The sequence below is a fragment of the Enterobacter asburiae genome, assembly GCF_007035645.1.
In the GTDB taxonomy this organism is placed as follows: Bacteria; Pseudomonadota; Gammaproteobacteria; order Enterobacterales; family Enterobacteriaceae; genus Enterobacter; species Enterobacter asburiae_B.
In genome coordinates, this window is sequence record NZ_AP019632.1 from 3,062,786 (window position 1) to 3,083,078 (window position 20,293).

At 58.2% G+C, this 20,293-nt stretch carries 22 protein-coding genes; 9 read left to right on the forward strand and 13 right to left on the reverse strand.

The window, feature by feature from the left end; all coding sequences use genetic code 11:
- The first annotated feature begins 46 nt into the window (after positions 1–46).
- Entirely contained in the window at positions 47–778 is a 732-nt protein-coding gene (artJ, locus tag FOY96_RS14635) for an arginine ABC transporter substrate-binding protein ArtJ (RefSeq protein WP_143347318.1), read from the forward strand.
- A gap of 80 nt (positions 779–858) precedes the next feature.
- On the opposite strand, the gene FOY96_RS14640 is transcribed toward artJ, so the two are convergent.
- From FOY96_RS14640 to nfsA, 11 genes are all read right to left on the reverse strand, one after another.
- On the reverse strand, positions 859–2,328 hold the full coding sequence (locus FOY96_RS14640; RefSeq protein WP_143347319.1) for a sensor histidine kinase: 1,470 nt from the start codon (positions 2,326–2,328) through the stop codon (positions 859–861).
- Complete coding sequence (locus FOY96_RS14645; protein WP_143347320.1) at positions 2,312–3,019, reverse strand: response regulator transcription factor; 708 nt, start codon at positions 3,017–3,019, stop codon at positions 2,312–2,314. Before FOY96_RS14645 ends, FOY96_RS14640 begins: the two co-directional genes overlap by 17 nt.
- Before the next feature lie 72 nt (positions 3,020–3,091).
- Entirely contained in the window at positions 3,092–4,219 is a 1,128-nt protein-coding gene (gene rlmC, locus FOY96_RS14650; RefSeq protein ID WP_143347321.1) for a 23S rRNA (uracil(747)-C(5))-methyltransferase RlmC, read from the reverse strand.
- A 40-nt stretch (positions 4,220–4,259) separates the two neighbouring features.
- Positions 4,260–4,733, reverse strand: a complete 474-nt coding sequence (locus FOY96_RS14655) for a YbjO family protein (RefSeq protein WP_023310935.1) — start codon at positions 4,731–4,733, stop codon at positions 4,260–4,262.
- Positions 4,734–4,798: 65 nt separating this feature from the next.
- Entirely contained in the window at positions 4,799–5,644 is an 846-nt protein-coding gene (gene potI, locus FOY96_RS14660) for a putrescine ABC transporter permease PotI (RefSeq protein ID WP_029739447.1), read from the reverse strand.
- Positions 5,641–6,594, reverse strand: a complete 954-nt coding sequence (potH, locus tag FOY96_RS14665) for a putrescine ABC transporter permease PotH (protein ID WP_033145043.1) — start codon at positions 6,592–6,594, stop codon at positions 5,641–5,643. Before potH ends, potI begins: the two co-directional genes overlap by 4 nt.
- 10 nt (positions 6,595–6,604) lie before the next feature.
- A complete protein-coding gene (potG, locus tag FOY96_RS14670; RefSeq protein ID WP_024907855.1) occupies positions 6,605–7,738 on the reverse strand; it encodes a putrescine ABC transporter ATP-binding subunit PotG in 1,134 nt (377 codons plus the stop codon).
- Between the two features lie 143 nt (positions 7,739–7,881).
- Positions 7,882–8,994 carry a spermidine/putrescine ABC transporter substrate-binding protein PotF gene (gene potF, locus FOY96_RS14675; RefSeq protein ID WP_023335062.1) on the reverse strand — a complete coding sequence of 371 codons (1,113 nt, stop codon included), beginning with the start codon at positions 8,992–8,994 and terminating at the stop codon, positions 7,882–7,884.
- A 351-nt stretch (positions 8,995–9,345) separates the two neighbouring features.
- Complete coding sequence (locus FOY96_RS14685; RefSeq protein ID WP_014169308.1) at positions 9,346–9,822, reverse strand: YbjN domain-containing protein; 477 nt, start codon at positions 9,820–9,822, stop codon at positions 9,346–9,348.
- A gap of 63 nt (positions 9,823–9,885) precedes the next feature.
- Complete coding sequence (rimK, locus tag FOY96_RS14690; RefSeq protein WP_143347322.1) at positions 9,886–10,788, reverse strand: 30S ribosomal protein S6--L-glutamate ligase; 903 nt, start codon at positions 10,786–10,788, stop codon at positions 9,886–9,888.
- A gap of 69 nt (positions 10,789–10,857) precedes the next feature.
- Positions 10,858–11,580, reverse strand: a complete 723-nt coding sequence (gene nfsA / locus FOY96_RS14695) for a nitroreductase NfsA (protein WP_033145041.1) — start codon at positions 11,578–11,580, stop codon at positions 10,858–10,860.
- 184 nt (positions 11,581–11,764) lie between these two features.
- Here nfsA and FOY96_RS14700 point away from each other — a divergent pair, with 184 nt between their 5' ends.
- Positions 11,765–12,034: a GrxA family glutaredoxin gene (locus FOY96_RS14700; RefSeq protein WP_006809455.1), complete on the forward strand. Its 270-nt coding sequence runs from the start codon at positions 11,765–11,767 to the stop codon at positions 12,032–12,034.
- Between the two features lie 30 nt (positions 12,035–12,064).
- On the opposite strand, the gene FOY96_RS14705 is transcribed toward FOY96_RS14700, so the two are convergent.
- Positions 12,065–12,439, reverse strand: a complete 375-nt coding sequence (locus FOY96_RS14705; protein WP_033145040.1) for an inner membrane protein YbjM — start codon at positions 12,437–12,439, stop codon at positions 12,065–12,067.
- Positions 12,440–12,712: 273 nt separating this feature from the next.
- Here FOY96_RS14705 and FOY96_RS14710 point away from each other — a divergent pair, with 273 nt between their 5' ends.
- The 5 genes from FOY96_RS14710 to FOY96_RS14730 all read left to right on the forward strand — a co-directional run bounded on the left by FOY96_RS14710 (position 12,713) and on the right by FOY96_RS14730 (position 17,636).
- Entirely contained in the window at positions 12,713–14,398 is a 1,686-nt protein-coding gene (locus FOY96_RS14710; protein WP_014169303.1) for an aspartate:alanine antiporter, read from the forward strand.
- A gap of 254 nt (positions 14,399–14,652) precedes the next feature.
- Complete coding sequence (locus FOY96_RS14715; RefSeq protein ID WP_045142923.1) at positions 14,653–14,973, forward strand: metalloregulator ArsR/SmtB family transcription factor; 321 nt, start codon at positions 14,653–14,655, stop codon at positions 14,971–14,973.
- Positions 14,974–15,013: 40 nt separating this feature from the next.
- The gene (locus FOY96_RS14720; RefSeq protein ID WP_143347323.1) at positions 15,014–16,303 is read left to right on the forward strand and encodes an arsenic transporter; all 1,290 of its coding nucleotides are present in this window, start codon (positions 15,014–15,016) and stop codon (positions 16,301–16,303) included.
- Positions 16,304–16,315: 12 nt separating this feature from the next.
- Entirely contained in the window at positions 16,316–16,747 is a 432-nt protein-coding gene (gene arsC, locus FOY96_RS14725) for a glutaredoxin-dependent arsenate reductase (RefSeq protein WP_058842143.1), read from the forward strand.
- A 118-nt stretch (positions 16,748–16,865) separates the two neighbouring features.
- Complete coding sequence (locus FOY96_RS14730; RefSeq protein WP_143347324.1) at positions 16,866–17,636, forward strand: SDR family NAD(P)-dependent oxidoreductase; 771 nt, start codon at positions 16,866–16,868, stop codon at positions 17,634–17,636.
- Here the strand turns inward: FOY96_RS14730 and FOY96_RS14735 are convergent.
- Complete coding sequence (locus FOY96_RS14735) at positions 17,633–18,184, reverse strand: TetR/AcrR family transcriptional regulator (protein WP_143347325.1); 552 nt, start codon at positions 18,182–18,184, stop codon at positions 17,633–17,635. The two genes, FOY96_RS14730 and FOY96_RS14735, sit on opposite strands and share 4 nt — an antisense overlap.
- Positions 18,185–18,265: 81 nt before the next feature.
- Between FOY96_RS14735 and FOY96_RS14740 the strand changes: the two genes are divergently transcribed.
- Both FOY96_RS14740 and FOY96_RS14745 read left to right on the forward strand, forming a co-directional pair.
- Positions 18,266–19,480 carry an MFS transporter gene (locus FOY96_RS14740; protein ID WP_143347326.1) on the forward strand — a complete coding sequence of 405 codons (1,215 nt, stop codon included), beginning with the start codon at positions 18,266–18,268 and terminating at the stop codon, positions 19,478–19,480.
- Positions 19,470–20,282 (forward strand): Cof-type HAD-IIB family hydrolase, encoded by an 813-nt coding sequence (locus FOY96_RS14745; protein WP_048976811.1) that lies wholly within the window; start codon positions 19,470–19,472, stop codon positions 20,280–20,282. The genes FOY96_RS14740 and FOY96_RS14745 overlap by 11 nt, the downstream gene beginning before the upstream one ends.
- The last annotated feature ends 11 nt before the right edge of the window (positions 20,283–20,293 follow it).

Here is a 20,293-nt window from a genome sequence, read left to right on the forward strand (position 1 = left end):
CATGCCGCAGACACGGCGCATAAATAAGACAGACGGGAGCATTACAATGAAAAAGTTAGTTCTGGCAACATTACTCGCCACCTTCGCCGCTGGCGTATCCGCAGCTGATAAAATCAATTTTGGCGTGTCCGCCACCTATCCGCCGTTTGAATCGCTGGATGCCAGCAACCAGATCGTGGGTTTCGACATTGACCTGGCAAAAGCGCTGTGCAAACAAATGCAGGCCGACTGCACCTTTACCAACCATGCCTTCGACAGCCTGATCCCGTCGCTGAAATTCAAAAAATACGACGCGGTGATCTCAGGGATGGACATCACGCCTGAGCGCAGCAAACAGGTTGCGTTCACCGACCCGTACTACGCCAACTCGGCGGTCGTGATTGCGAAGAAAGGCGCCTATACCTCTTTCGATCAGCTGAAAGGCAAACGCATCGGGATGGAAAACGGCACCACGCACCAGAAATACCTCCAGGACAAACATCCTGAAGTGAAAACCGTGGCCTATGACAGCTACCAGAACGCGATTATCGACCTGAAAAATGGCCGTATCGACGGCGTGTTCGGCGATACCGCCGTGGTGAACGAATGGCTGAAAACCAATCCGCAGCTGGGCACCGCAACCGAGAAAGTGACCGATCCGCAGTACTTCGGCACGGGTCTGGGCATCGCGGTACGTCCGGATAACAAGGCCCTGCTGGAAAAACTGAACGGCGCGCTGAAAGCGATTAAAGCTGACGGTACGTACCAGAAAATCAGCGAGCAGTGGTTCCCGCAGTAAGATTTTTTTGCCGGGTGGCCCGGCCTACGGGGGTGGTAGTCTGTAGGCCGGGTAAGGCGAAGCCGCCACCCGGCACTCTCTCACAGTGGCACAAAGAACCTGAACCGCGCCCCGCTCACCGACTCCATCAGCCTGATCCCACCGCCGTGCAGCTCCAGCATACGTTTCACGATTAACAGCCCCAGCCCGCCGCGATTCTCCCGCGATGCCTGGGTGTTCAACGCCGATGGCCGCTGGAACAGATCGTCGCGCAGCGAGGCATCCACGCCCGTTCCGCTGTCAGCCACTTCGACCTGAAGCCGTTCATTCTCCTGCCAGACCGCCAGACGAATTTCCCCGCCAGATGGCGTATGGCGCATCGCGTTATCGAGCAGGTTGGTCACCACGCGTTCGATCATCGACACATCGGCGTTAATCAGCGGCAGCGGTCCCGGCACGTCAATATGCAGATTCACTTCGCGCGTGCGGGCGGTGAGCTCAAACTTCTGCGCCACGTCGGAAATCAACTCCCCCATCGCGAAACGCTCGCGCTGCGGCTTAATGCCGCCGTGCTCAAGGCGCGCCAGCTCGAACAGCTGCTGCGATAGATGACGGACTTTTTGCCCCTGACGCAGCGCGGTGGCGAGATACTGCTGGTGCTCCTGCGGCGTCAGCGTGGCGGATTTTAGCGACAGGGTTTCCAGATAGCCCAGCAGCGAGGTCAGCGGCGTACGGAGATCGTGCGAAATATTGGCGATAAACTCCCGGCGCTGGCGATCGCTGTCGGCCAGCTGGTCCCACTGGCGGGTGATTTTGCGTGCCAGCTCGATAAAGCTGTTGCGCAGGATCGCCACTTCATCCTTGGCCGCCGCGTCCAACGGCTGCGCCGCCAGCTGTCTGATAGCGCTGATGCTGTCCTGCTCCAGCCCGGCGACCTCCACCGTCAGCTGTTTTACCGGGCGCGTGACCCAGTACCAGACCAGTAAACCTGCCAGCAGGCCAAACAGCGCGACCCACAGCAAAGACCACAGCACCGTGCTCCACAGCGCCTTGTGCCAGGCCATTTCAGCCAGGGCGTTTGACTCTTCGCCCTGCAAAATAATGTACAGATAGCCTTTTAGCTCGCCGTCCTGCCGCAGCGGCGTGGCGCTAAAGACCTTTTTATTTTGACTGCGAGGGTCGTCGCCCAGAACCGGTATGGCGGTACCGCTCAGGAAGGTCTGAACCGGGGCCAGATCGATTTTTTGCCGCTGAATGTGGCCCGGCGGTGCGGCATCGGCCAGGATATCGCCGTCCGGGGAGACAACGTACAGCTCAACGCTCGGATTAAAGGTCATCAGCCGATCGAACAGCGGCTTGAGCGCCGTTCGGTCGACCCTGCCCTGCGCGTCCAGAATCGGTTCACGCAGGACTATCTGCTGTGCCAGCCCGCCCGACAGCCGCTGCACCATCGCGTTGCCGTACTGCGTACTGGTGTAGAGTTGTACCGCACAGGCGACGGTGGCGCAGAGCATCATCAGCAGGATAAACAGCAGCGTCAGTCGCTGGCCCAGGCTAAAGCGGCGCATCATGATTTGGCTCCGCAAATTTATAGCCCTTGCCCCAGACGGTGCGAATAATCTCCGGCTCGGCGGCGTCCTTCTCAATCTTGATGCGCAGGCGGTTGATATGGGTGTTAACAGTGTGCTCATAGCCTTCGTGCTGATAGCCCCAGACCTGCTCCAGCAGCGCCAGACGCGAAAAGACCTCGCCAGGATGACGGGCAAAGAAGTACAGCAGCTCGAATTCGCGCGGGGTGAGATCCACCACCTGGCCGTGAAGCAGCACGCTGCGCGCCAGCGGATCGATGGTCAGACCGTGGGCCTGAATTTGACCGTCGGTTTGCGCCTGCCCCATCGCCTGCTGGCGGCGGAACAGCGCTTTGATGCGCGCAATGAGTTCCTGCACCGAGAATGGCTTCGCCAGATAATCATCGGCGCCGGTTTCCAGCCCGGTAATGCGGTCGGTCTCGCTGCTGCGGGCGCTGATGATGATCACCGGCAGGTAGCGCGTCATCTGACGGATGCGGCGGCAAATCTCCAGACCGTCAACGCTGGGCAGCATCAGGTCGAGGATCACCGCATCCCACGGCTGTTTTTCAAGACGCAGTAAGGCCTTGCCCCCGTCGGGCTCGTGGGTGATGGCGTAGCCTTCGTCTTCTAAATTGAGTCGCAGAAGCGCCGCGATATCGTGGTCGTCTTCCGCCAGCAGGATCTGCTTCATGGGTAAGCCTTTATTCATCTCTTATGACGTAAGCTTACCTGATTTCGAGCGGGGGAAGAGTTCACATTTTGTTTAAGATTTCACGAGCAACGTCAGCACTTCGTAATGCGCGGTATGCGGGAACATATCGAAAAGCTGAACGCGTTCAATGCGGTAGCCCGGCAGGCTGGCGATGTCTTTCGCCATGGTCTGGGCGTTACAGCTGGAATAGACGATGTACTCGGGCGCCATCTGGCTCAGATAGTCGCACAGCGCCTTGCCGATGCCGCGACGCGGCGGGTTGACCAGCACCAGCTCCGGCACGTTGCCCTGGCCGGTCGCAAACTGCGTGGAATCCAGCGCCTGGAAGTGCAGATTCGTTAACCCCAGCCCGGCGGCGGACTGTTTCGCGCAGGCTATTGCTTCGGCAGAAATCTCTATTCCGGTGAGCTGCATCTCTGGCGTGGCGCAGTGCAGGCCAAAGCCGCCCACGCCGCAGAAGAGATCCCACATATGCTGGATGTTTAACGCACGAACCCAGTCGCGGGCGGTGGCGTACAGGCTGCTAGCCACGGTTGGGTTAGTCTGGAAGAAGCTTTGCGGGCGGATCCACAGCGGCACGCCGTTGAAGCTTTCGGCCAGCGCGTGCTGGTCGGTGAAGAAAATCTCTTTCTCCCCTTCCATGATCGCCATATGCACCGGCTGAATATTCGCCGTAATGACCTTCAGCTGCGGCAGCTGTTCCTGCAGCCACGGCAGCGCCGCGCGCAGCTGCTCCAGCTTGGCTTCCGAGCGCAGCACGAAGCGCAGCATCATGCCCCCGTCGAGTTGGCTTTCCGTCAGCAGAAGGTATTTCAGCTCGCCGCGCCTGCGGGCGACGCTGTAAGGCGTTAACCCTGCACGCGCGATAAACGGTTTCAGCGCGGCAAAGACGGGTTCAAACGAGGCGGGATACAGCGGGCAGTCGGTTAAGTCTTCCGGCGTGCCGTCGCGGTGCAGCATCCCCAGCAGCGGTTTTTCAACGCTGCCGCTGACCACCATTTTGGCTTTATTACGAAAGCCCTGCTCCGGGCCGCTGACGGGTGCGCACCACTCGCCCACCGCGTGCGCTGCCAGCAGCTGTTGCAGGTCGGCCATTTTGGCGGTGAGTTGTTGAGAAACCGGCTGTTCTATCCACTGACAGGAGCGGCAGCGTCCGGCGTCATAGAGTGCGCACTGCATATGAAAACCTTAAGAATCACGAGGGCTGCGATTATACACATTATTGCAGGCGGAAGAACCGCCGGCTTGAGGCCGGAACGAAGAGTAGACAGAGCACCAGCATATCCGGAAGTTTTTGCATAAACAGCGCGCGCAGGATCTCGCGTTTGGATTCCCCGGCAATGCTGAACAGCTCCGGGTAACCGTATCCCAGCGAGGCGGCCCACAGATAGCTGGCAGCGGTAATTTGCGTCAGCAGATAGACCCAGCGCGCCCAGTTGCGCCCTTTGACCAGCGAAAACGCGCAGTAGATCTCGATAAACACCAGCACCAGGCTGCTCAAAAAGACCAGCGTCAGATTCCACGTCTGCACGCTGCGGTGAATGAATTCACCGATGCCGCGAACGCCCAGGGTGTTCAGAATCATCAGCACGTCCAGGCAGCGGATCATAATAATGGCGAGCGCCGCCACCTGAACCAGTGCAGGTACGTTAGGACGCGCGTGCGTAGTACGTGATTTTTTTAATAATCCCAATGTTTTACTTCCCTGAAAAACAGTGCCGCGTCATGCGCGGCACTTCACTGGAAATTTTAAATCCTTCAGCCGCGTCTTGCACGCTGGATATCGCGCACGCGCTGTTTTTCCGCGCGCGCCATCAAATACCAGGCGATAAATCCGACAATTCCGACCACGCCGAGGATGATGGAAGCCAGGGCGTTAATCTCCGGGTTAACCCCCATGCGCACGCTGGAGAAGACCAGCATAGGCAGCGTCGTCGCGCCCGGTCCGGAGACAAAGCTGGCGATAACCAGATCGTCCAGCGACAGCGTAAACGCCAGCAGCCAGCCGGAGATCACCGCCGGCATAATCATCGGCAGGGTAATGATGAAAAAGACCTTCAGCGGCGTCGCGCCAAGATCCATCGCCGCCTCTTCAATGGAGCGATCCAGCTCGCGCATGCGCGAGGAGATCACAACCGCCACGTAGGCCGTACAGAAGGTGACGTGCGCCAGCCAGATGGTGAGCATGCCGCGATCCGCCGGCCAGCCGATGGCGTGCGCCAGGGCCACGAACAGCAGCAGCAGCGCGAGACCGGTGATCACGTCCGGCATGACCAGCGGCGCGGTGATCATAAACGCGAACCCGTTTGAGCCACGAAAACGCCCGAATCGCACCATCACCAGCGCGGCGATCGTGCCCAGCACCGACGCCATTGTCGCCGCAAGGGCAGCAATGGTCAGACTCAGCCCCACCGCGCTCATCATCGCATCGTCGTGGAACAGCTCGCTGTACCAGCGCGTCGACCAGCCCGCCCAGACCGTTACCAGCTTAGAGCTGTTGAACGAGTAGATCACCAGCATCAGCATCGGCGCATACAGGAAGGTAAAGCCGATAACGAGGATCGCAATTCGCCACGGGGAGCGCACTACCGGTAAGTTGTTCATCCGTGATCTCCCATCTGTTTCTGCTGATGCTTGTGGAACCACATAATCGGCACGATCAGCAGCAGGAGCATCACGATCGCCACCGCCGAGGCCACCGGCCAGTCGCGGTTATTGAAGAACTCCTGCCACAGCACGCGGCCAATCATGATGCTGTCCGGGCCGCCGAGCAGTTCCGGGATCACAAACTCCCCTACCGCCGGGATAAAGACCAGCATTGACCCGGCGATAATGCCGCCTTTGGTCAGCGGGACAATCACGCTGAAGAAGGTTTTTAACGGACGGGCGCCGAGATCGAGCGACGCTTCCACCAGCGAGTAATCAATGCGCGTAAGCGCCGTATAGATCGGCAGCACCATGAACGGCAGATAGGCGTACACAATGCCGATATAGACCGCGAGGTTGGTGTGCAGGATCGTCAGCGGCTGATCGATAACCCCGAGCCACATGAGAAAGTTATTCAGCACGCCGTTGTTTTTCAGGATCCCCATCCAGGCGTAAACGCGGATCAGGAACGAGGTCCACGACGGCAGGATCACCAGCAGCAGCAGGATGTTACGCGTCGACGGCTTGCTGTGCGCCACCGCCCACGCCAGCGGGTAGCCCATCACCAGACAGCAGAGCGTCGAGATCGCCGCCACCTGCAGCGACTGCAGATAGGCTTCGAAATAGAGCGGATCGTCGGTGAGCTGCAGGAAGTTGCCGAGGTTAAGCGTCAGCGTCAGCTGCCCGTCGGCCCAGTCCAGCAGGTTGGTATAGGGCGGGATCGCCCGCGCCATTTCCGCCAGGCTTATCTTGAAAACAATCAGAAACGGCAGCAGGAACAGCAGGATCAGCCACACGTACGGCATGGCGATCACCAGCTTGCGGCCGTGGTTCATCTGCAAGCGCGTCAGCCACTGGGCAAAACCGCCCGGCTTTTCTGCGCGAGCTGGAGGTTCAAGTGCACTCATTTGCCGCTCCTTATACCGTCAGCACGACGCAACTGTCAGCATCCCAGCACAGGCGCACTTCGTCACCCCATGTTGGCTGCCCCTTGCGGTAGCGATGTTCGTTCTGTAGCTGCGCGCTGAGCATCTGCCCGCTTTTCAGCCGCACGTGGTAGATAGACAGATCGCCCAGGTAGGCAATGTGCACCACTTCGCCCACGGCAAAGTTATAGCCATCGGCAGGCGGATCCTCACAGAGCATGATCTTCTCCGGACGCAGCGCGACGTAGACCGGCACGTTATCCACCACGGAGTTATCCGGATCGACCTTAAGCGGATGCTGCAGCCCCGGCGATTCGATGACCAGGCCATCTTCCTGACGATCTTTCAGCAGCCCTTCGAAAACGTTGACCGAGCCGATGAACTCCGCGCTGTAGCGGGTGGTCGGGTGCTCATAAATCTCTTCCGGCTCGCCAATCTGCACGAACTTCCCGCGGTTCATGATCGCGATACGCCCGGCCATGGTCATCGCCTCTTCCTGGTCGTGGGTGACCATCACGCAGGTCACCCCCACGCGCTCGAGGATATCCACCACTTCGAGCTGCATACGGTCGCGCAGTTTTTTATCCAGCGCGCCCATCGGTTCGTCGAGCAGCAGCAGTTTCGGGCGTTTTGCCAGACTGCGGGCCAGGGCCACGCGCTGGCGCTGGCCGCCGGAGAGCTGATGCGGCTTACGCTTCGCAAACTCTTGCATGTGCACCAGACTCAGCATCTCGGCCACGCGCGCGGTAATTTCGGCCTTCGGCAGCTTGTCCTGCTTCAGGCCAAAGGCGATGTTCTGCTCCACCGTCATGTGCGGGAACAGCGCGTAGGACTGGAACATCATGTTAATCGGGCGCTGATACGGCGGCACGCTGGAGAGATCCACGCCATCAAGCATGATTTGCCCGGCGGTGGGCTGTTCAAAACCGGCCAGCATACGCAGCAGGGTCGATTTTCCGCAGCCAGAAGCTCCCAGGAGGGCAAAAATTTCGCCTTTATAGATAGTCAGGCTGACGTCGTCCACGGCATGCTGGCCATCGAAAGATTTGGTGAGGTTACGAATTTCAAGAAGCGGGGTCAGCGCTTTACGGACTTTCGCCTGCGGGCGGGGGATCGCGTCATTCACGGGGTGTTCTCCGGCATAGATCAGTACTGGTGCAAACGCACCGTCAGGGTGCGCATCGCCGGGCGGCGCTAACGCTTGCCCGGCCTACGGGTTGTACAGGCCCGGTAGGCGACAGCGCCACCGGGCAACAATACCCAACGCCGTTATTTACCGCTTTTCACCTTGGTCCACGCGCGGGTACGCACGCGGTCAATTTTTGGATCCTGAACTTTCAGGGTGAAGAGCTTGGCGAACACATCCGCCGGTGGATAGATAGCCGGGTTGTTACGGATTTCTTCGCTTACCAGCGGCACGGAGGCCTTGTTACCGTTCGCGTAGTAAACGTGGTCGCTGATGTGGGCGATCACCTCAGGACGCATCAGGTAGTTGAGGAACTGATAGGCTTCGTCTTTGTTCTTCGCATCAGCTGGCATCGCGAAGACGTCGAAGAAGGCCAGCGCCCCCTCTTTCGGAATGAAGTAAGAGACGTTCACGCCGTTTTTCGCCTCTTTCGCGCGGTTAGCCGCCTGCCACACGTCCCCTGCCCAGCCGATCGCGACGCAGATGTCGCCGTTCGCCAGGTCATTGATGTACTGAGACGAGTGGAAGTAACGAATATTTGGACGCAGCTTCAGCAGCAGATCGGTCGCCGGGCCGGTGTAATCATCGGCTTTACTGCTGTTCGGGTCTTTGCCCAGGTAGTTCAGCACGGTGGCGAAAATCTCTTCCGGCGCATCGAGGAAGGAGACGCCGCAGCTTTTCAGCTTCTCAAGGTTTTCCGGCTTCAGCACCACGTCCCAGCTGTCCAGCTTGACGTCCGGGCCCAGCACCGCTTTGACTTTATCCACGTTGTAGCCGATACCGGTGGTCGCCCACAGGTAAGGCATGGCGTATTTGTTGTCCGGGTCATGCTTCGCCACCAGCTTCAGCACTTCCGGATCGAGGTTTTTCCAGTTCGGTAACTTGCTCTTGTCCAGCGGCTGGAAGACGCCTGCCGTCAGCTGGCGCTCGAGGAAGCTTGCGGAAGGCACCACGAGATCAAACCCGGTGCTGCCCGCCATCAGCTTTCCTTCCAGCACTTCGTTGGAATCGAATACGTCGTAGACCACTTTAATGCCGGTCTCTTTTTCAAAATTCGCCACCGTGTCCGGCGCGATATAGTCAGACCAGTTGTAAACGTGCAGCGTTTTTTGTTCCGCAGCGAGCGTGCCGGCAGAGACGGCCATCAGAGCACCCGCAACCAGACCCGATAACCATTTTTTATTCAAGGCGATCATATCTTTATTCCTTCTGAAAGCTCGTTAACAAACGAACTAAAACTGTGCAATCTGAAGATATGCAATAATCATGCATAGTTTGTCGCTCTGCCCAAAATAAAAAGAAACCTCTTTACCCGGCAGCTTCCGCTCGCTTTTTTAAGCATCGCAAGAATAACTGTAGCCCGTGTCTCCGGCTATAGCCCAGACGAAAAAACGCCTTTTATCAATTTTTTATGCAGGTTATGTCTACGTGATAAGCCGAAACGGCCTTCAGGGAGGTGAAAAATTCTTTAAAGAAAGGTTAAAAGCAGCAGAAAAAATGGCCTTATGCAGCCGCTATGGCAGCGACTGCGCAAAAGTCAGACAGGTTCAGTGAAGAAAATTGGGAGATGCATCATTATTCTCTGCATCATCTTCCGCGCTATACAGCAGATGGTGTGCATTGGCTTCCATCATGACCATGGAAATTTGCTCTTCGCTCAAGCGCATAAACCAGGAGAACTGCTTGAACGACAGCCCGGCACCGGAGAATAAAGACTGGCAAACGACCAGTTTTGGCAGATTATCATCCTGTATGTCGAGAAATGCTTTCACCGTCAAAGAACTGGCGTTGATCGCTGACAGGTCGGAGGCCAGCGCCAGCAGCGCGGAGGGCTTCACTTCGGCCAGCGCGGAGAAAAGGATCACGTCGTTAATGAGATCGATTTTGGCATCGAAAATGCCGTCGAAATTCTGCATATGAGGCAGATGCAGCGCCTGGCAGGAATCGCATTCAAAGAACGTAATTCCGGCATCATCAAGCCATTGACGTAACGTATCCAGTGTAGGTACGACCTGTAAATCCATCGCTGTGCAGCCTCTTCAATATAATCTGTGCATAGGGTACGCAAAAAGTGCGTTCAATACCATTTAACCGCCCGTTTTCAGACAGTAGCCTGGCGTGGCATGACGCTCGATCCATGCGATCATTTTACCCGCAATATCGACACCTGTGGTTTTTTCTACGCCTTCCAGCCCCGGCGAGGCGTTCACCTCCATGACCAGCGGCCCGCGCGTCGCGCGCAGAAGGTCTACGCCCGCCACGTCCAGCCCCAGGGTTTGCGCCGCTTTTACGGCAATTTCACGTTCGCGATCGCTAATATGAGCTACCCGCGCCACGCCGCCGCGGTGAAGGTTAGAGCGGAAATCGCCCTCTTTCGCCTGGCGCTCAATAGCTGCCACCACCTCATTGCCGACCACGAAGCAGCGAATATCGCGCCCTTTCGCCTCTTCGATGTACTCCTGCACCAGGATGTGGGCATTGAGGCCCCTAAAGGCGTCAATCACGCTCTCCGCCGCCTGACGCGTTTCCGCCAGCACTACGCCAATGCCCTGCGTGCCTTCCACCAGTTTGATGACCAAAGGCGCGCCGCCCACCATGTCGATGAGATCGCTGGTGTCGTCAGGTGAATGGGCAATCCCCGTGACGGGGAGATCGATCCCCTGACGGGCGAGGAGCTGCAGCGAGCGCAGCTTGTCGCGGGCGCGCGAAATGGCGACGGATTCATTGAGCGGATAGCTGCCCAGCATCTCGAACTGGCGCAACGCGGCGGTGCCGTAATAGGTGATCTGGGAGCCGATGCGCGGGATCACGGCATCAAAGTGCGGCAGCTTGCGGCCTTTGTAGTGAATCGACGAGGCGGCCGGGTCAATGTTCATATAGCAGGACATCGGGTCGAGGATCTCAACCTGATGCCCGCGTTTCGCCGCCGCGTCTCGCAGGCGCTTACATGAATAGAGCGTTCCATCCCGGGACAATATGGCAATTTTCACCCTGCACCTCTCTGAAGACATGGAAAAAGCCTGCATATCATATACGCAGGCAGGCGCAGGCGGAATGGACTATCGCGTCGCCCATCCCTGTTTGTGCAGGTAATCAAGAATAAACGGGCGGTTTTCTTTAATGATGGTGCGACGAATATGGTCAGTCCAGGTATCCCGACGGTTATTGCTGCCGCGCGTCAGGTAGTAGTTCGCCAGCTCTTCATCATATTGATTCAGGACGTCCTGATCGACCGGCTGGTAGTGGTTTTCGTGCACCAGCATGGCGGCAGGAATGCGCGGCTTCAGATCCGGGTTATCCGCCGGCCAGCCGAGGCACAGGCCGAACAGCGGCAGGACGTGTTTTGGCAGCTTCAGCAGCTCGGTCACGCTTTCGATGTTATTACGCAGGCCACCGATGTAGACACCGCCTAATCCCAGCGACTCCGCCGCCGTAAAGGCGTTTTGCGCCATCAGCGCGGTATCCACCACGCCCAGCAGCAGCTGTTCGGCCAGCCCCAGCTCGGCCTCAGGGCAGATCTGCAGGTGGCGGTTAAAGTCGGCGCAGAACACCCAGAACTCCGCGGCCTGGGCCACATGCTTCTGTCCGCCGGTCAGCGCGACCAGCTGTTCACGCATGGCCGGGTCGGTAATGCGGATAATCGAGCTGCACTGCAGGAAGCTGGAGCTGGAGGTCGCCCTGGCGCTGTTAATAATCGCTTCGCGCTGCGCCTCGGTAATCGGCTCGTCGGTGAAGTGGCGAATGGAACGGTGGGATGTGAGCAGGTCTATGGTTGGCGTCATCTTGTCTCTCTTTGTCTTGCTTAAACCGTATGGCAGCCAGTATAGGCAATGATTTGCGCGGTGTAATTGGCGAAACATAGCCTTACTGTATCAAAGCGACAGGCGAAACCTTCTTTAATGGCGGCAGGTTATCGGGCACTATATGTCCTATTCGCCGTCAGGCTTGTTTTTTGAGGAGAGAGAAATGTTTGCAGTAATTTTTGGTCGTCCAGGGTGCCCTTACTGTGTGCGCGCGAAAGAGCTGGCTGAGAAACTGACCGAAGAGCGCGATGACTTCAACTTCCGCTACGTGGACATCCACGCGGAAGGCATCACCAAAGCGGATCTCGAAAAAACCGTCGGCAAGCCGGTTGAAACCGTACCGCAGATCTTCCTCGATCAGAAACACATCGGCGGTTGCACTGACTTTGAAGCTTACGCCAAAGAGCATCTGGGCCTGTTTGCCGCCCAGTAATGCGAAGACGCCCTCACCCGGAGGGCGTTTTTATTTGTGGTGCCGTCGATGCTTAATCAGGCTGCACACAAACAAATAGCACAGGGCGCCGAGGGCGCACCAGAAGACGCCGCTCAGCAACCACGCCATCTCCTGCCAGAAACTTCGCGTTGATACATACAGCATGCGCATCAGCAGCAGACACAGCGGTGCCGCCAGCATTGCGCCAATAAGCGGCTTGACCACCTCCCCTTTACGGGAAAGAAAACTGGCTGCCGCTCCCGGCAGGGTAAAAAAGAGCAGCCCCAGCTCCGGGTGTCCGGCAGCCCTGAATGCCCCCTTCACATTAAAAGCGAGCGACATGCACACGACGGTAAACAGCAAAAAGCAGCTGATCACCCCCGCCCAGTTTCGTTTAATGTTCAAACTATCCTCCTGACTTATCTCTATCAAATACACCTTCGTCGGGTAGACGCCCAGTCAGATAAAGCAATGCGGCAATCCTTGCCAAAGTACGCACAGGGTGATGCGATAATAGGTAGCTGTCAGTAGCTAATACGATTAAACTATCGGCCAGCTAATGTTTTAGGGAATAAATTAGGTAACAGGGAGGGTTGAACACGTTCCCTGGCTCAGAAAACAGTAGCCCAAATAGTCCTTTCATTCAACAACTTACTGGTAAACAAGAAGTTAGCCTCCGTGAATATAAACGTCGCAGACTTGTTAAATGGGAATTACATCCTGTTATTATTTGTGGTACTGGCGCTGGGCCTCTGCCTGGGTAAATTGCGCCTGGGTTCAGTTCAACTTGGTAATTCCATTGGCGTTTTAGTCGTCTCCTTATTATTAGGCCAGCAGCACTTCAGCATTAACACGGACGCGCTCAACTTAGGCTTTATGCTGTTTATTTTTTGTGTTGGCGTGGAAGCGGGACCGAACTTTTTTTCAATTTTCTTCCGCGACGGCAAAAATTATCTGATGCTGGCGCTGGTGATGGTTGGCAGCGCGCTGCTGATCGCGTTAGGGCTGGGTAAACTGTTTGGCTGGGATATCGGGTTAACGGCCGGTATGCTGGCAGGCTCCATGACCTCCACCCCCGTGCTCGTGGGTGCCGGTGATACCCTGCGCCATTCCGGCATGGCCGGCGCGCAGCTTTCTACCGCCCTCGACCACCTGAGCCTGGGCTATGCCCTGACCTATCTGATTGGTCTGGTGAGCCTGATCGTCGGCGCGCGCTACCTGCCAAAACTTCAGCACCAGGATCTGCAGACCAGCGCCCAGCAAATCGCGCGCGAGCGCGGTCTCGATACCGATTCCAAACGTAAAGTCTATCTCCCGGTGATCCGCGCCTATCGCGTTGGGCCAGAGCTGGTGGCATGGGCTGACGGCAAAAACCTGCGCGAGCTGGGGATTTATCGCCAGACGGGCTGCTATATCGAACGTATCCGCCGCAACGGCATTCTGGCGAACCCGGACGGCGACGCGGTGCTGCAGATGGGCGACGACATCGCGCTGGTGGGTTACCCGGACGCCCACGCCCGTCTCGACCCGAGCTTCCGTAACGGCAAAGAGGTGTTCGATCGCGATCTGCTCGACATGCGTATCGTCACCGAAGAGATCGTGGTGAAAAACCATAACGCCGTGGGCCGCCGCCTGGCGCAGCTGAAGCTGACCGACCACGGCTGCTTCCTCAACCGCGTGATCCGCAGCCAGATTGAGATGCCGATCGACGATAACGTCGTGCTCAACAAAGGCGACGTTCTGCAGGTCAGCGGCGACGCGCGTCGCGTGAAAACCGTTGCCGACCGCATCGGCTTTATCTCCATTCACAGCCAGGTCACCGACCTGCTGGCCTTCTGCGCCTTCTTTATCGTTGGCCTGATGATCGGGATGATCACCTTCCAGTTCAGCAACTTTAGCTTCGGCATCGGTAACGCCGCCGGGCTGCTGTTTGCCGGGATCATGCTGGGCTTCCTGCGAGCCAACCACCCAACCTTCGGCTACATTCCGCAGGGCGCGCTGAACATGGTGAAAGAGTTCGGTCTGATGGTGTTTATGGCGGGCGTCGGCTTAAGCGCGGGAAGCGGCATCGGCCACAGCCTGGGCGCCGTTGGCTGGCAGATGCTGGTTTCCGGACTTATCGTCAGCCTGGTGCCGGTGGTGATCTGCTTCCTGTTCGGCGCCTACGTGCTGCGCATGAACCGCGCCCTGCTGTTCGGGGCGATGATGGGCGCACGTACCTGTGCGCCGGCCATGGAAATCATCAGCGACACCGCGCGCAGCAACATCCCGGCGCTGGGGTATGCGGGCACGTACGCTATCGCTAACGTGCTGCTGACCCTGGCGGGTACGCTGATCATCATCATCTGGCCCGGACTCGGATAACTCCTAAGTTTGCGCGCGGGGAAAATTATTTTCGTCACGCGCAGAACTTTTTTATCAGGGGGCAGTCATAACTAGTGCCACTGCTTTTCTTTGATGTCCCCAATTTGTGGAGCCCATCAACCCCGCCGTTTTGGTTCAAGGTTGATGGGTTTTTTGTTGCCTGAAATTCCCGTACCTCTCATCTCCGCTTCTATCCTGCAATCAAAACATATATGATTAAACATATATAAATCATTCCACCTGCAGGAACGCCCATGCTCCACCCACTCCAGCTCTTTAAAACCCTCTCCGACGAAACGCGGCTCGCCATCGTCATGCTGCTCCGCGAAGCGGGCGAGCTGTGCGTCTGCGATCTCTGCTCCGCAACCACCGAGTCGCAGCCTAAGGTCTCCCGCCACATGGCGTTGCTGCGCGAGTCCGGGCTGGTTATCGACCGTCGCGAGGGGAAATGGGTCCATTACCGTTTGTCTCCCAACATGCCTGCATGGGCGGCAACCGTTATCGACAACAGCTGGAACTGCCTGCGGGAAGAGACGCGCATGAAGCTTAAAAACCGACTTTCAGGCTCGTGCTAGGCAAAACACATTCACAAAAACAGATATAACGGGGTAGAAGATGTTTCTGGCAGGGGCTATTTTTCTGTTTACGCTGGTACTGGTCATCTGGCAGCCCAAAGGGCTCAGTATCGGCTGGAGCGCGACTATCGGTGCCGTACTGGCGCTGGCCAGCGGCGTGATTCACATTAACGATATTCCGGTCGTGTGGAATATCGTCTGGAACGCCACGGCAACGTTCATTGCCGTCATCATCATCAGCCTGCTGCTGGATGAGTCCGGCTTTTTCGAGTGGGCGGCGCTGCACGTTGCCCGCTGGGGGAACGGTCGCGGGCGATTGCTGTTTACGTATATCGTGCTGCTGGGCGCAGCCGTGGCGGCGCTGTTTGCCAATGACGGTGCGGCGCTGATCCTGACCCCTATCGTGATCGCCATGCTGCTGGCGCTGGGGTTCAGCAAGCAGGCCACGCTGGCGTTTGTGATGGCGGCGGGCTTCATCGCCGATACCGCCAGCCTGCCGCTGATTGTGTCCAACCTGGTCAACATCGTGTCGGCAGACTTCTTTAAGCTGGGGTTCAGCGAATACGCCTCGGTGATGATCCCGGTAGATATCGCCGCGATTGCCGCAACGCTGGTGATGCTGCATCTGTTCTTTCGCAAGGAAGTCCCCCCGGAATATGACCTGGCAAAACTCCGCGAGCCCGCGCGGGCCATTCACGACCTCCCGACGTTCAGAACGGGCTGGATCGTCCTGCTGCTGCTTCTCGTCGGTTTCTTTGTGCTTGAACCTCTCGGCATTCCGGTCAGCGCCATCGCGACCGTCGGCGCGCTGATTTTATTCGCTGTCGCAAAACGCGGACATGCGATAAACACCGGAAAAGTGCTGCGCGCCGCGCCGTGGCAGATCGTTATCTTTTCGCTGGGGATGTATCTGGTGGTGTATGGCCTGCGCAATGCCGGGCTGACGGACTCTCTCACAGGCGTACTGGATAGCCTGGCCGGACACGGGCTGTGGGCCACCACGCTGGGAACCGGGTTCATCACCGCGTTTCTGTCATCCATAATGAACAATATGCCCACCGTGCTGATTGGCGCGCTCTCCATCGAGGGCAGTACGGCGACAGGTTTGATCAAAGAAGCGATGATTTACGCCAACGTGATTGGCTGCGATCTGGGGCCGAAAATCACGCCTATCGGCAGCCTCGCTACCCTGCTCTGGCTCCACGTGCTGGCGCAGAAAAACATGACGATCACCTGGGGCTACTATTTCCGGACGGGCATCGTTATGACGCTGCCGGTCCTGTTTGTGACGCTCGCCGCGCTGGCGCTACGTCTCTCCTTCACACTGTAATGAGCCACTGATATGAGCCACATCACCATTTATCACAACCCGGCCTGCGGAACCTCGCGCAACACGCTGGAGATGATCCGCAACAGCGGCACGGAGCCAGAGATTATCCTTTATCTGGAAACCCCGCCGTCGCGCGATAAGCTGACCACCCTGATTGCCGAGATGGGCATTTCAGTGCGGGATCTGCTGCGTAAAAACGTGGAGCCCTATGAACAGCTCGGCCTTGCCGACGATAAGTTCACCGACGACCAGCTTATTGATTTTATGCTGCAGCACCCGATCCTGATTAACCGTCCGATCGTGGTGACGCCGCTGGGTACCCGCCTGTGCCGCCCGTCTGAAGTCGTCCTCGACATCCTGCCGGATGCGCAGAAAGGGGCGTTTACGAAAGAGGATGGCGAAGCCGTCGTGGACGCCAGCGGCAAAAAAATCTCGCCAAAGTAACCCGTTGATAATGGCGCAGTAAGGCCTTCCAGCCGCATAACTCACCCACCGGCCGGGTTGCATCAGCCGAAACCCGGCACATACTTCTGAGGGTTAATCCTGGTGAGGGTATGCAGCTATGGGCTTTAAGAACAAAACCGCCGTTATCTTCGGCGGAAGCGGCGCCATCGGCAGTTCAGTGGCGCACGCTCTGGCGCGTGAAGGGGCGGATGTGTACCTCGCCGCACGCGACCACGCCAGGCTGGAGCAGGTCGCCAGCCGTATTCGCGCCGCCGGAGGGTCTGCCAGCACGTTTGTTTTCGATGCGCTCGAGGAGTCCTCGCTGCTCCCCGACCTTGCCCGCATTGATATCGTCGTCAACGCCACGGGCTTTATGCACGATCAGGGCAAACGCCTTGAGGCGTTAACGCTCGATGAGTTCAGGCAGGGTTTTGATCCCTTCCTGGCCGCCTACTTTAACATTGCGAAAGCCGTGTCGCCCCGCATGGGCGGCGAGCATGGTGGAGTCATTATTACCGTCGTCGCGCCTGCCGCGAACATGACGATCGCGGGCCACCTCGGGCATATCGTCGGCTGCGCGGGAACGGAAGCCTTGACCCGGGCGCTGGCGGCGGAGCTGGGGACACACAATATTCGCGTACTGTGCGTGCGTTCGCACGCGATAGCAGACGCTGTGCAGGCGGGTTCGTATGTGGGAGCCATTTTCGCCGCCAGGGCGCAGGCGATGGGGATTACGGTTGAGCAGTTTCTCAGCGGTGCCGCGCAAAGCACCCTGACGCGTCGCCTGCCGACGCTGGCACAGGTGGCAGACACGATTACGTTTCTGGCCTCAGATGCGGCAGGCGCTATGACGGGAACCACCGTCAATATGACCGCGGGCGCAACCTAGCGGCCGCCCTCGCCCGCAATTCTCCCCACCATCGCCCGGACCTCCTCCCGGGTTAACGGCGCCCGGTCGGTGACATAGTGCAGCGTCATCCCTTCGATAAACGCGTCCAGGGCGCGGGTGGTAACCGGGTCGAACCACTGCTCCAGCGTGGTCTGGCTCATTTTCATCCAGTCCTGCATCACCGTTTTGAGCGCCGCGCTGCGGTGCATAAAGGCGTAGAGCTGATACATCAGCGCCATGTTGTGCGGCGTGGTCACCTGCGAGCTGTGGATCAGCGTGGTGATGGATTCACACGCCATTTCCGGCCCGGTGACGCCCGCAAAGAAATCCCGGTACTGCTGCGACATCTGCCGGGTAAACCACGTGAAGGCCTCCTCCAGCAGCGGCTCCATGCCGTCGAAATAGTAGGTCATCGACCCCAGCGGCACGCCCGCGCAGGTGGCGATTTTACGGTGCGTGACGGCGTGAATGCCGTGCTCGGCAATGGTATCGAGCGTTGCCTGCAGGATCTTCTCCCGGCGATTCGGATCGTTCGGTGGTCTGCTCATAAATTCCTCACGTGGTTTGTGTACAAATGTACACAAACTTGCTAGTGTTGTCGCTATTGTTGTACTTCTGGTGCTACCCCAATGACGCAGACCTCTCCCCGTAAAGCCCTACAGCGACGCCTGTGGGCGCTGTTTATGTTCTTCTTTATTCCCGGCCTGCTGATGGCCTCCTGGGCCACGCGCACCCCCGCCATTCGCGATATTTTGTCCGTTTCTACCGCCGAGATGGGCATCGTGCTGTTCGGCCTGTCGATAGGCTCCATGAGCGGCATCCTCTGCTCCGCGTGGCTGGTAAAGCGCTTTGGTACGCGAGCGGTGATCCGCACCACCATGTGCTTTGCCGTGTTCGGGATGGGCATATTAAGCGTGGCGCTGTGGTGTGCCTCGCCGGTGCTGTTCGCCCTGGGCCTGACGGTATTTGGCGGCAGCTTCGGTTCGGCGGAAGTTGCCATCAACGTGGAAGGGGCGGCGGTCGAACGTGAGATGAATAAAACCGTGCTGCCGATGATGCACGGTTTTTACAGCCTCGGCACGCTGGCCGGTGCGGGCGTGGGGATGGCGCTGACGGCCACCGGCGTAAGCGCGAATCTGCATATCCTGCTGGCGGCGCTGGTGTGCATCATTCCGATCCTGACCGGTATCCGGGCCATCCCGGACGGCACCGGTAAAAACTCCGCTGACGAACATCACTCGGCCGAAAAAGGACTGCCCTTCTACCGCGACTTCCAGCTGATGCTGATCGGCGTGGTGGTGCTGGCGATGGCGTTCGCGGAAGGTTCCGCCAACGACTGGCTGCCGCTGCTGATGGTGGACGGTCACGGCTTTAGCCCGACCTCCGGCTCGCTGATTTACGCCGGGTTTACGCTGGGGATGACCGTCGGGCGCTTCACCGGCGGCTGGTTTATCGACCGCTACAGCCGCGTGGCGGTGGTGCGCGCCAGCGCCCTGCTGGGCGGCCTGGGTATCGCGATGATCATCTTTGTGGACGTGGACTGGATTGCGGGCGTTTCCGTGATCCTCTGGGGACTGGGGGCATCACTTGGCTTCCCGCTGACCATTTCCGCCGCCAGCGACACCGGCCCGGATGCCCCGACGCGCGTCAGCGTGGTGGCAACTACCGGTTATCTCGCCTTCCTGGTCGGGCCGCCGCTGCTCGGCTTCCTCGGCGAGCACTACGGGCTGCGCAGCGCCATGCTGGTGGTGTTAGGGTTGGTCATCATCGCGGCGCTGGTGGCGCGCGCGGTGGCAAAGCCGGAAACGAATCAAACGACACTGGAGAAGGGATATGAGCGTTAAACTGATCGCCGTCGACATGGATGGTACTTTTCTGAGCGATGCCAAGACCTATAATCGGCCGCGCTTTCTGGCGCAGTACGCCCGCATGAAGGCGCAAGGCATTCGCTTCGTGGTCGCCAGCGGCAACCAGTATTACCAGCTGATCTCCTTTTTCCCGGAGATAGCGCATGAAATCGCGTTCGTCGCCGAAAACGGCGGCTGGGTCGTGAGCGAAGGTGAAGACGTCTTTAACGGCGAACTGCCGAAAGCCCATTTCGAGACCGTCGCGAACGTGTTAAACGAGGTTCCGGGCATTGAGATTATCGCCTGCGGGAAAAGCAGCGCGTACACGCTGAAATGCTATGACGAGGGCTTTAAGGATATCGCGGCGAAGTATTACCACCGCCTCGAAATGGTCAGCGATTTCGATAACCTGAACGATATTTTCTTTAAGTTCGGGCTTAACGTGTCTGATGATGAAATTCCGCGAATTCAGGCGCTGCTGCATGAAAAGCTGAGCGACATCATGGTGCCCGTCACCACCGGTCACGGCAGTATCGATCTGATTATCCCCGGCGTGCACAAAGCTAACGGTCTGCGGATCCTGCAAAAGCGCTGGGGCATTGACGATAGCGAAGTGGTGGCCTTCGGCGACAGCGGCAACGACGTGGAGATGCTGCGCCAGTCCGGGTTCAGCTTTGCGATGGCGAATGCCAGACCGCATATTAAAGCGGCCGCGCGTTTTGAAGCGCCGCACAATAACGATGAAGGCGTTTTAAACGTGATTGAGAAGGTGTTGAACGGGGAGGCACCGTTTAATTGACAGCGTGCGGT

Coding starts and splice junctions, on each gene's coding strand:
- rlmC (WP_143347321.1), bottom strand. CDS start 4,219: ATGCAGTGCGCACTCTATGACGCCGGACGCTGCCGCTCCTGTCAGTGG.
- arsC (WP_058842143.1), top strand. CDS start 16,316: ATGAGCCACATCACCATTTATCACAACCCGGCCTGCGGAACCTCGCGC.
- FOY96_RS14685 (WP_014169308.1), bottom strand. CDS start 9,822: ATGGATTTACAGGTCGTACCTACACTGGATACGTTACGTCAATGGCTT.
- potI (WP_029739447.1), bottom strand. CDS start 5,644: ATGAACAACTTACCGGTAGTGCGCTCCCCGTGGCGAATTGCGATCCTC.
- FOY96_RS14735 (WP_143347325.1), bottom strand. CDS start 18,184: ATGAGCAGACCACCGAACGATCCGAATCGCCGGGAGAAGATCCTGCAG.
- FOY96_RS14730 (WP_143347324.1), top strand. CDS start 16,866: ATGGGCTTTAAGAACAAAACCGCCGTTATCTTCGGCGGAAGCGGCGCC.
- FOY96_RS14640 (WP_143347319.1), bottom strand. CDS start 2,328: ATGATGCGCCGCTTTAGCCTGGGCCAGCGACTGACGCTGCTGTTTATC.
- FOY96_RS14740 (WP_143347326.1), top strand. CDS start 18,266: ATGACGCAGACCTCTCCCCGTAAAGCCCTACAGCGACGCCTGTGGGCG.
- FOY96_RS14720 (WP_143347323.1), top strand. CDS start 15,014: ATGTTTCTGGCAGGGGCTATTTTTCTGTTTACGCTGGTACTGGTCATC.
- FOY96_RS14745 (WP_048976811.1), top strand. CDS start 19,470: ATGAGCGTTAAACTGATCGCCGTCGACATGGATGGTACTTTTCTGAGC.
- artJ (WP_143347318.1), top strand. CDS start 47: ATGAAAAAGTTAGTTCTGGCAACATTACTCGCCACCTTCGCCGCTGGC.
- potF (WP_023335062.1), bottom strand. CDS start 8,994: ATGATCGCCTTGAATAAAAAATGGTTATCGGGTCTGGTTGCGGGTGCT.
- nfsA (WP_033145041.1), bottom strand. CDS start 11,580: ATGACGCCAACCATAGACCTGCTCACATCCCACCGTTCCATTCGCCAC.
- FOY96_RS14645 (WP_143347320.1), bottom strand. CDS start 3,019: ATGAAGCAGATCCTGCTGGCGGAAGACGACCACGATATCGCGGCGCTT.
- FOY96_RS14700 (WP_006809455.1), top strand. CDS start 11,765: ATGTTTGCAGTAATTTTTGGTCGTCCAGGGTGCCCTTACTGTGTGCGC.
- FOY96_RS14715 (WP_045142923.1), top strand. CDS start 14,653: ATGCTCCACCCACTCCAGCTCTTTAAAACCCTCTCCGACGAAACGCGG.
- potH (WP_033145043.1), bottom strand. CDS start 6,594: ATGAGTGCACTTGAACCTCCAGCTCGCGCAGAAAAGCCGGGCGGTTTT.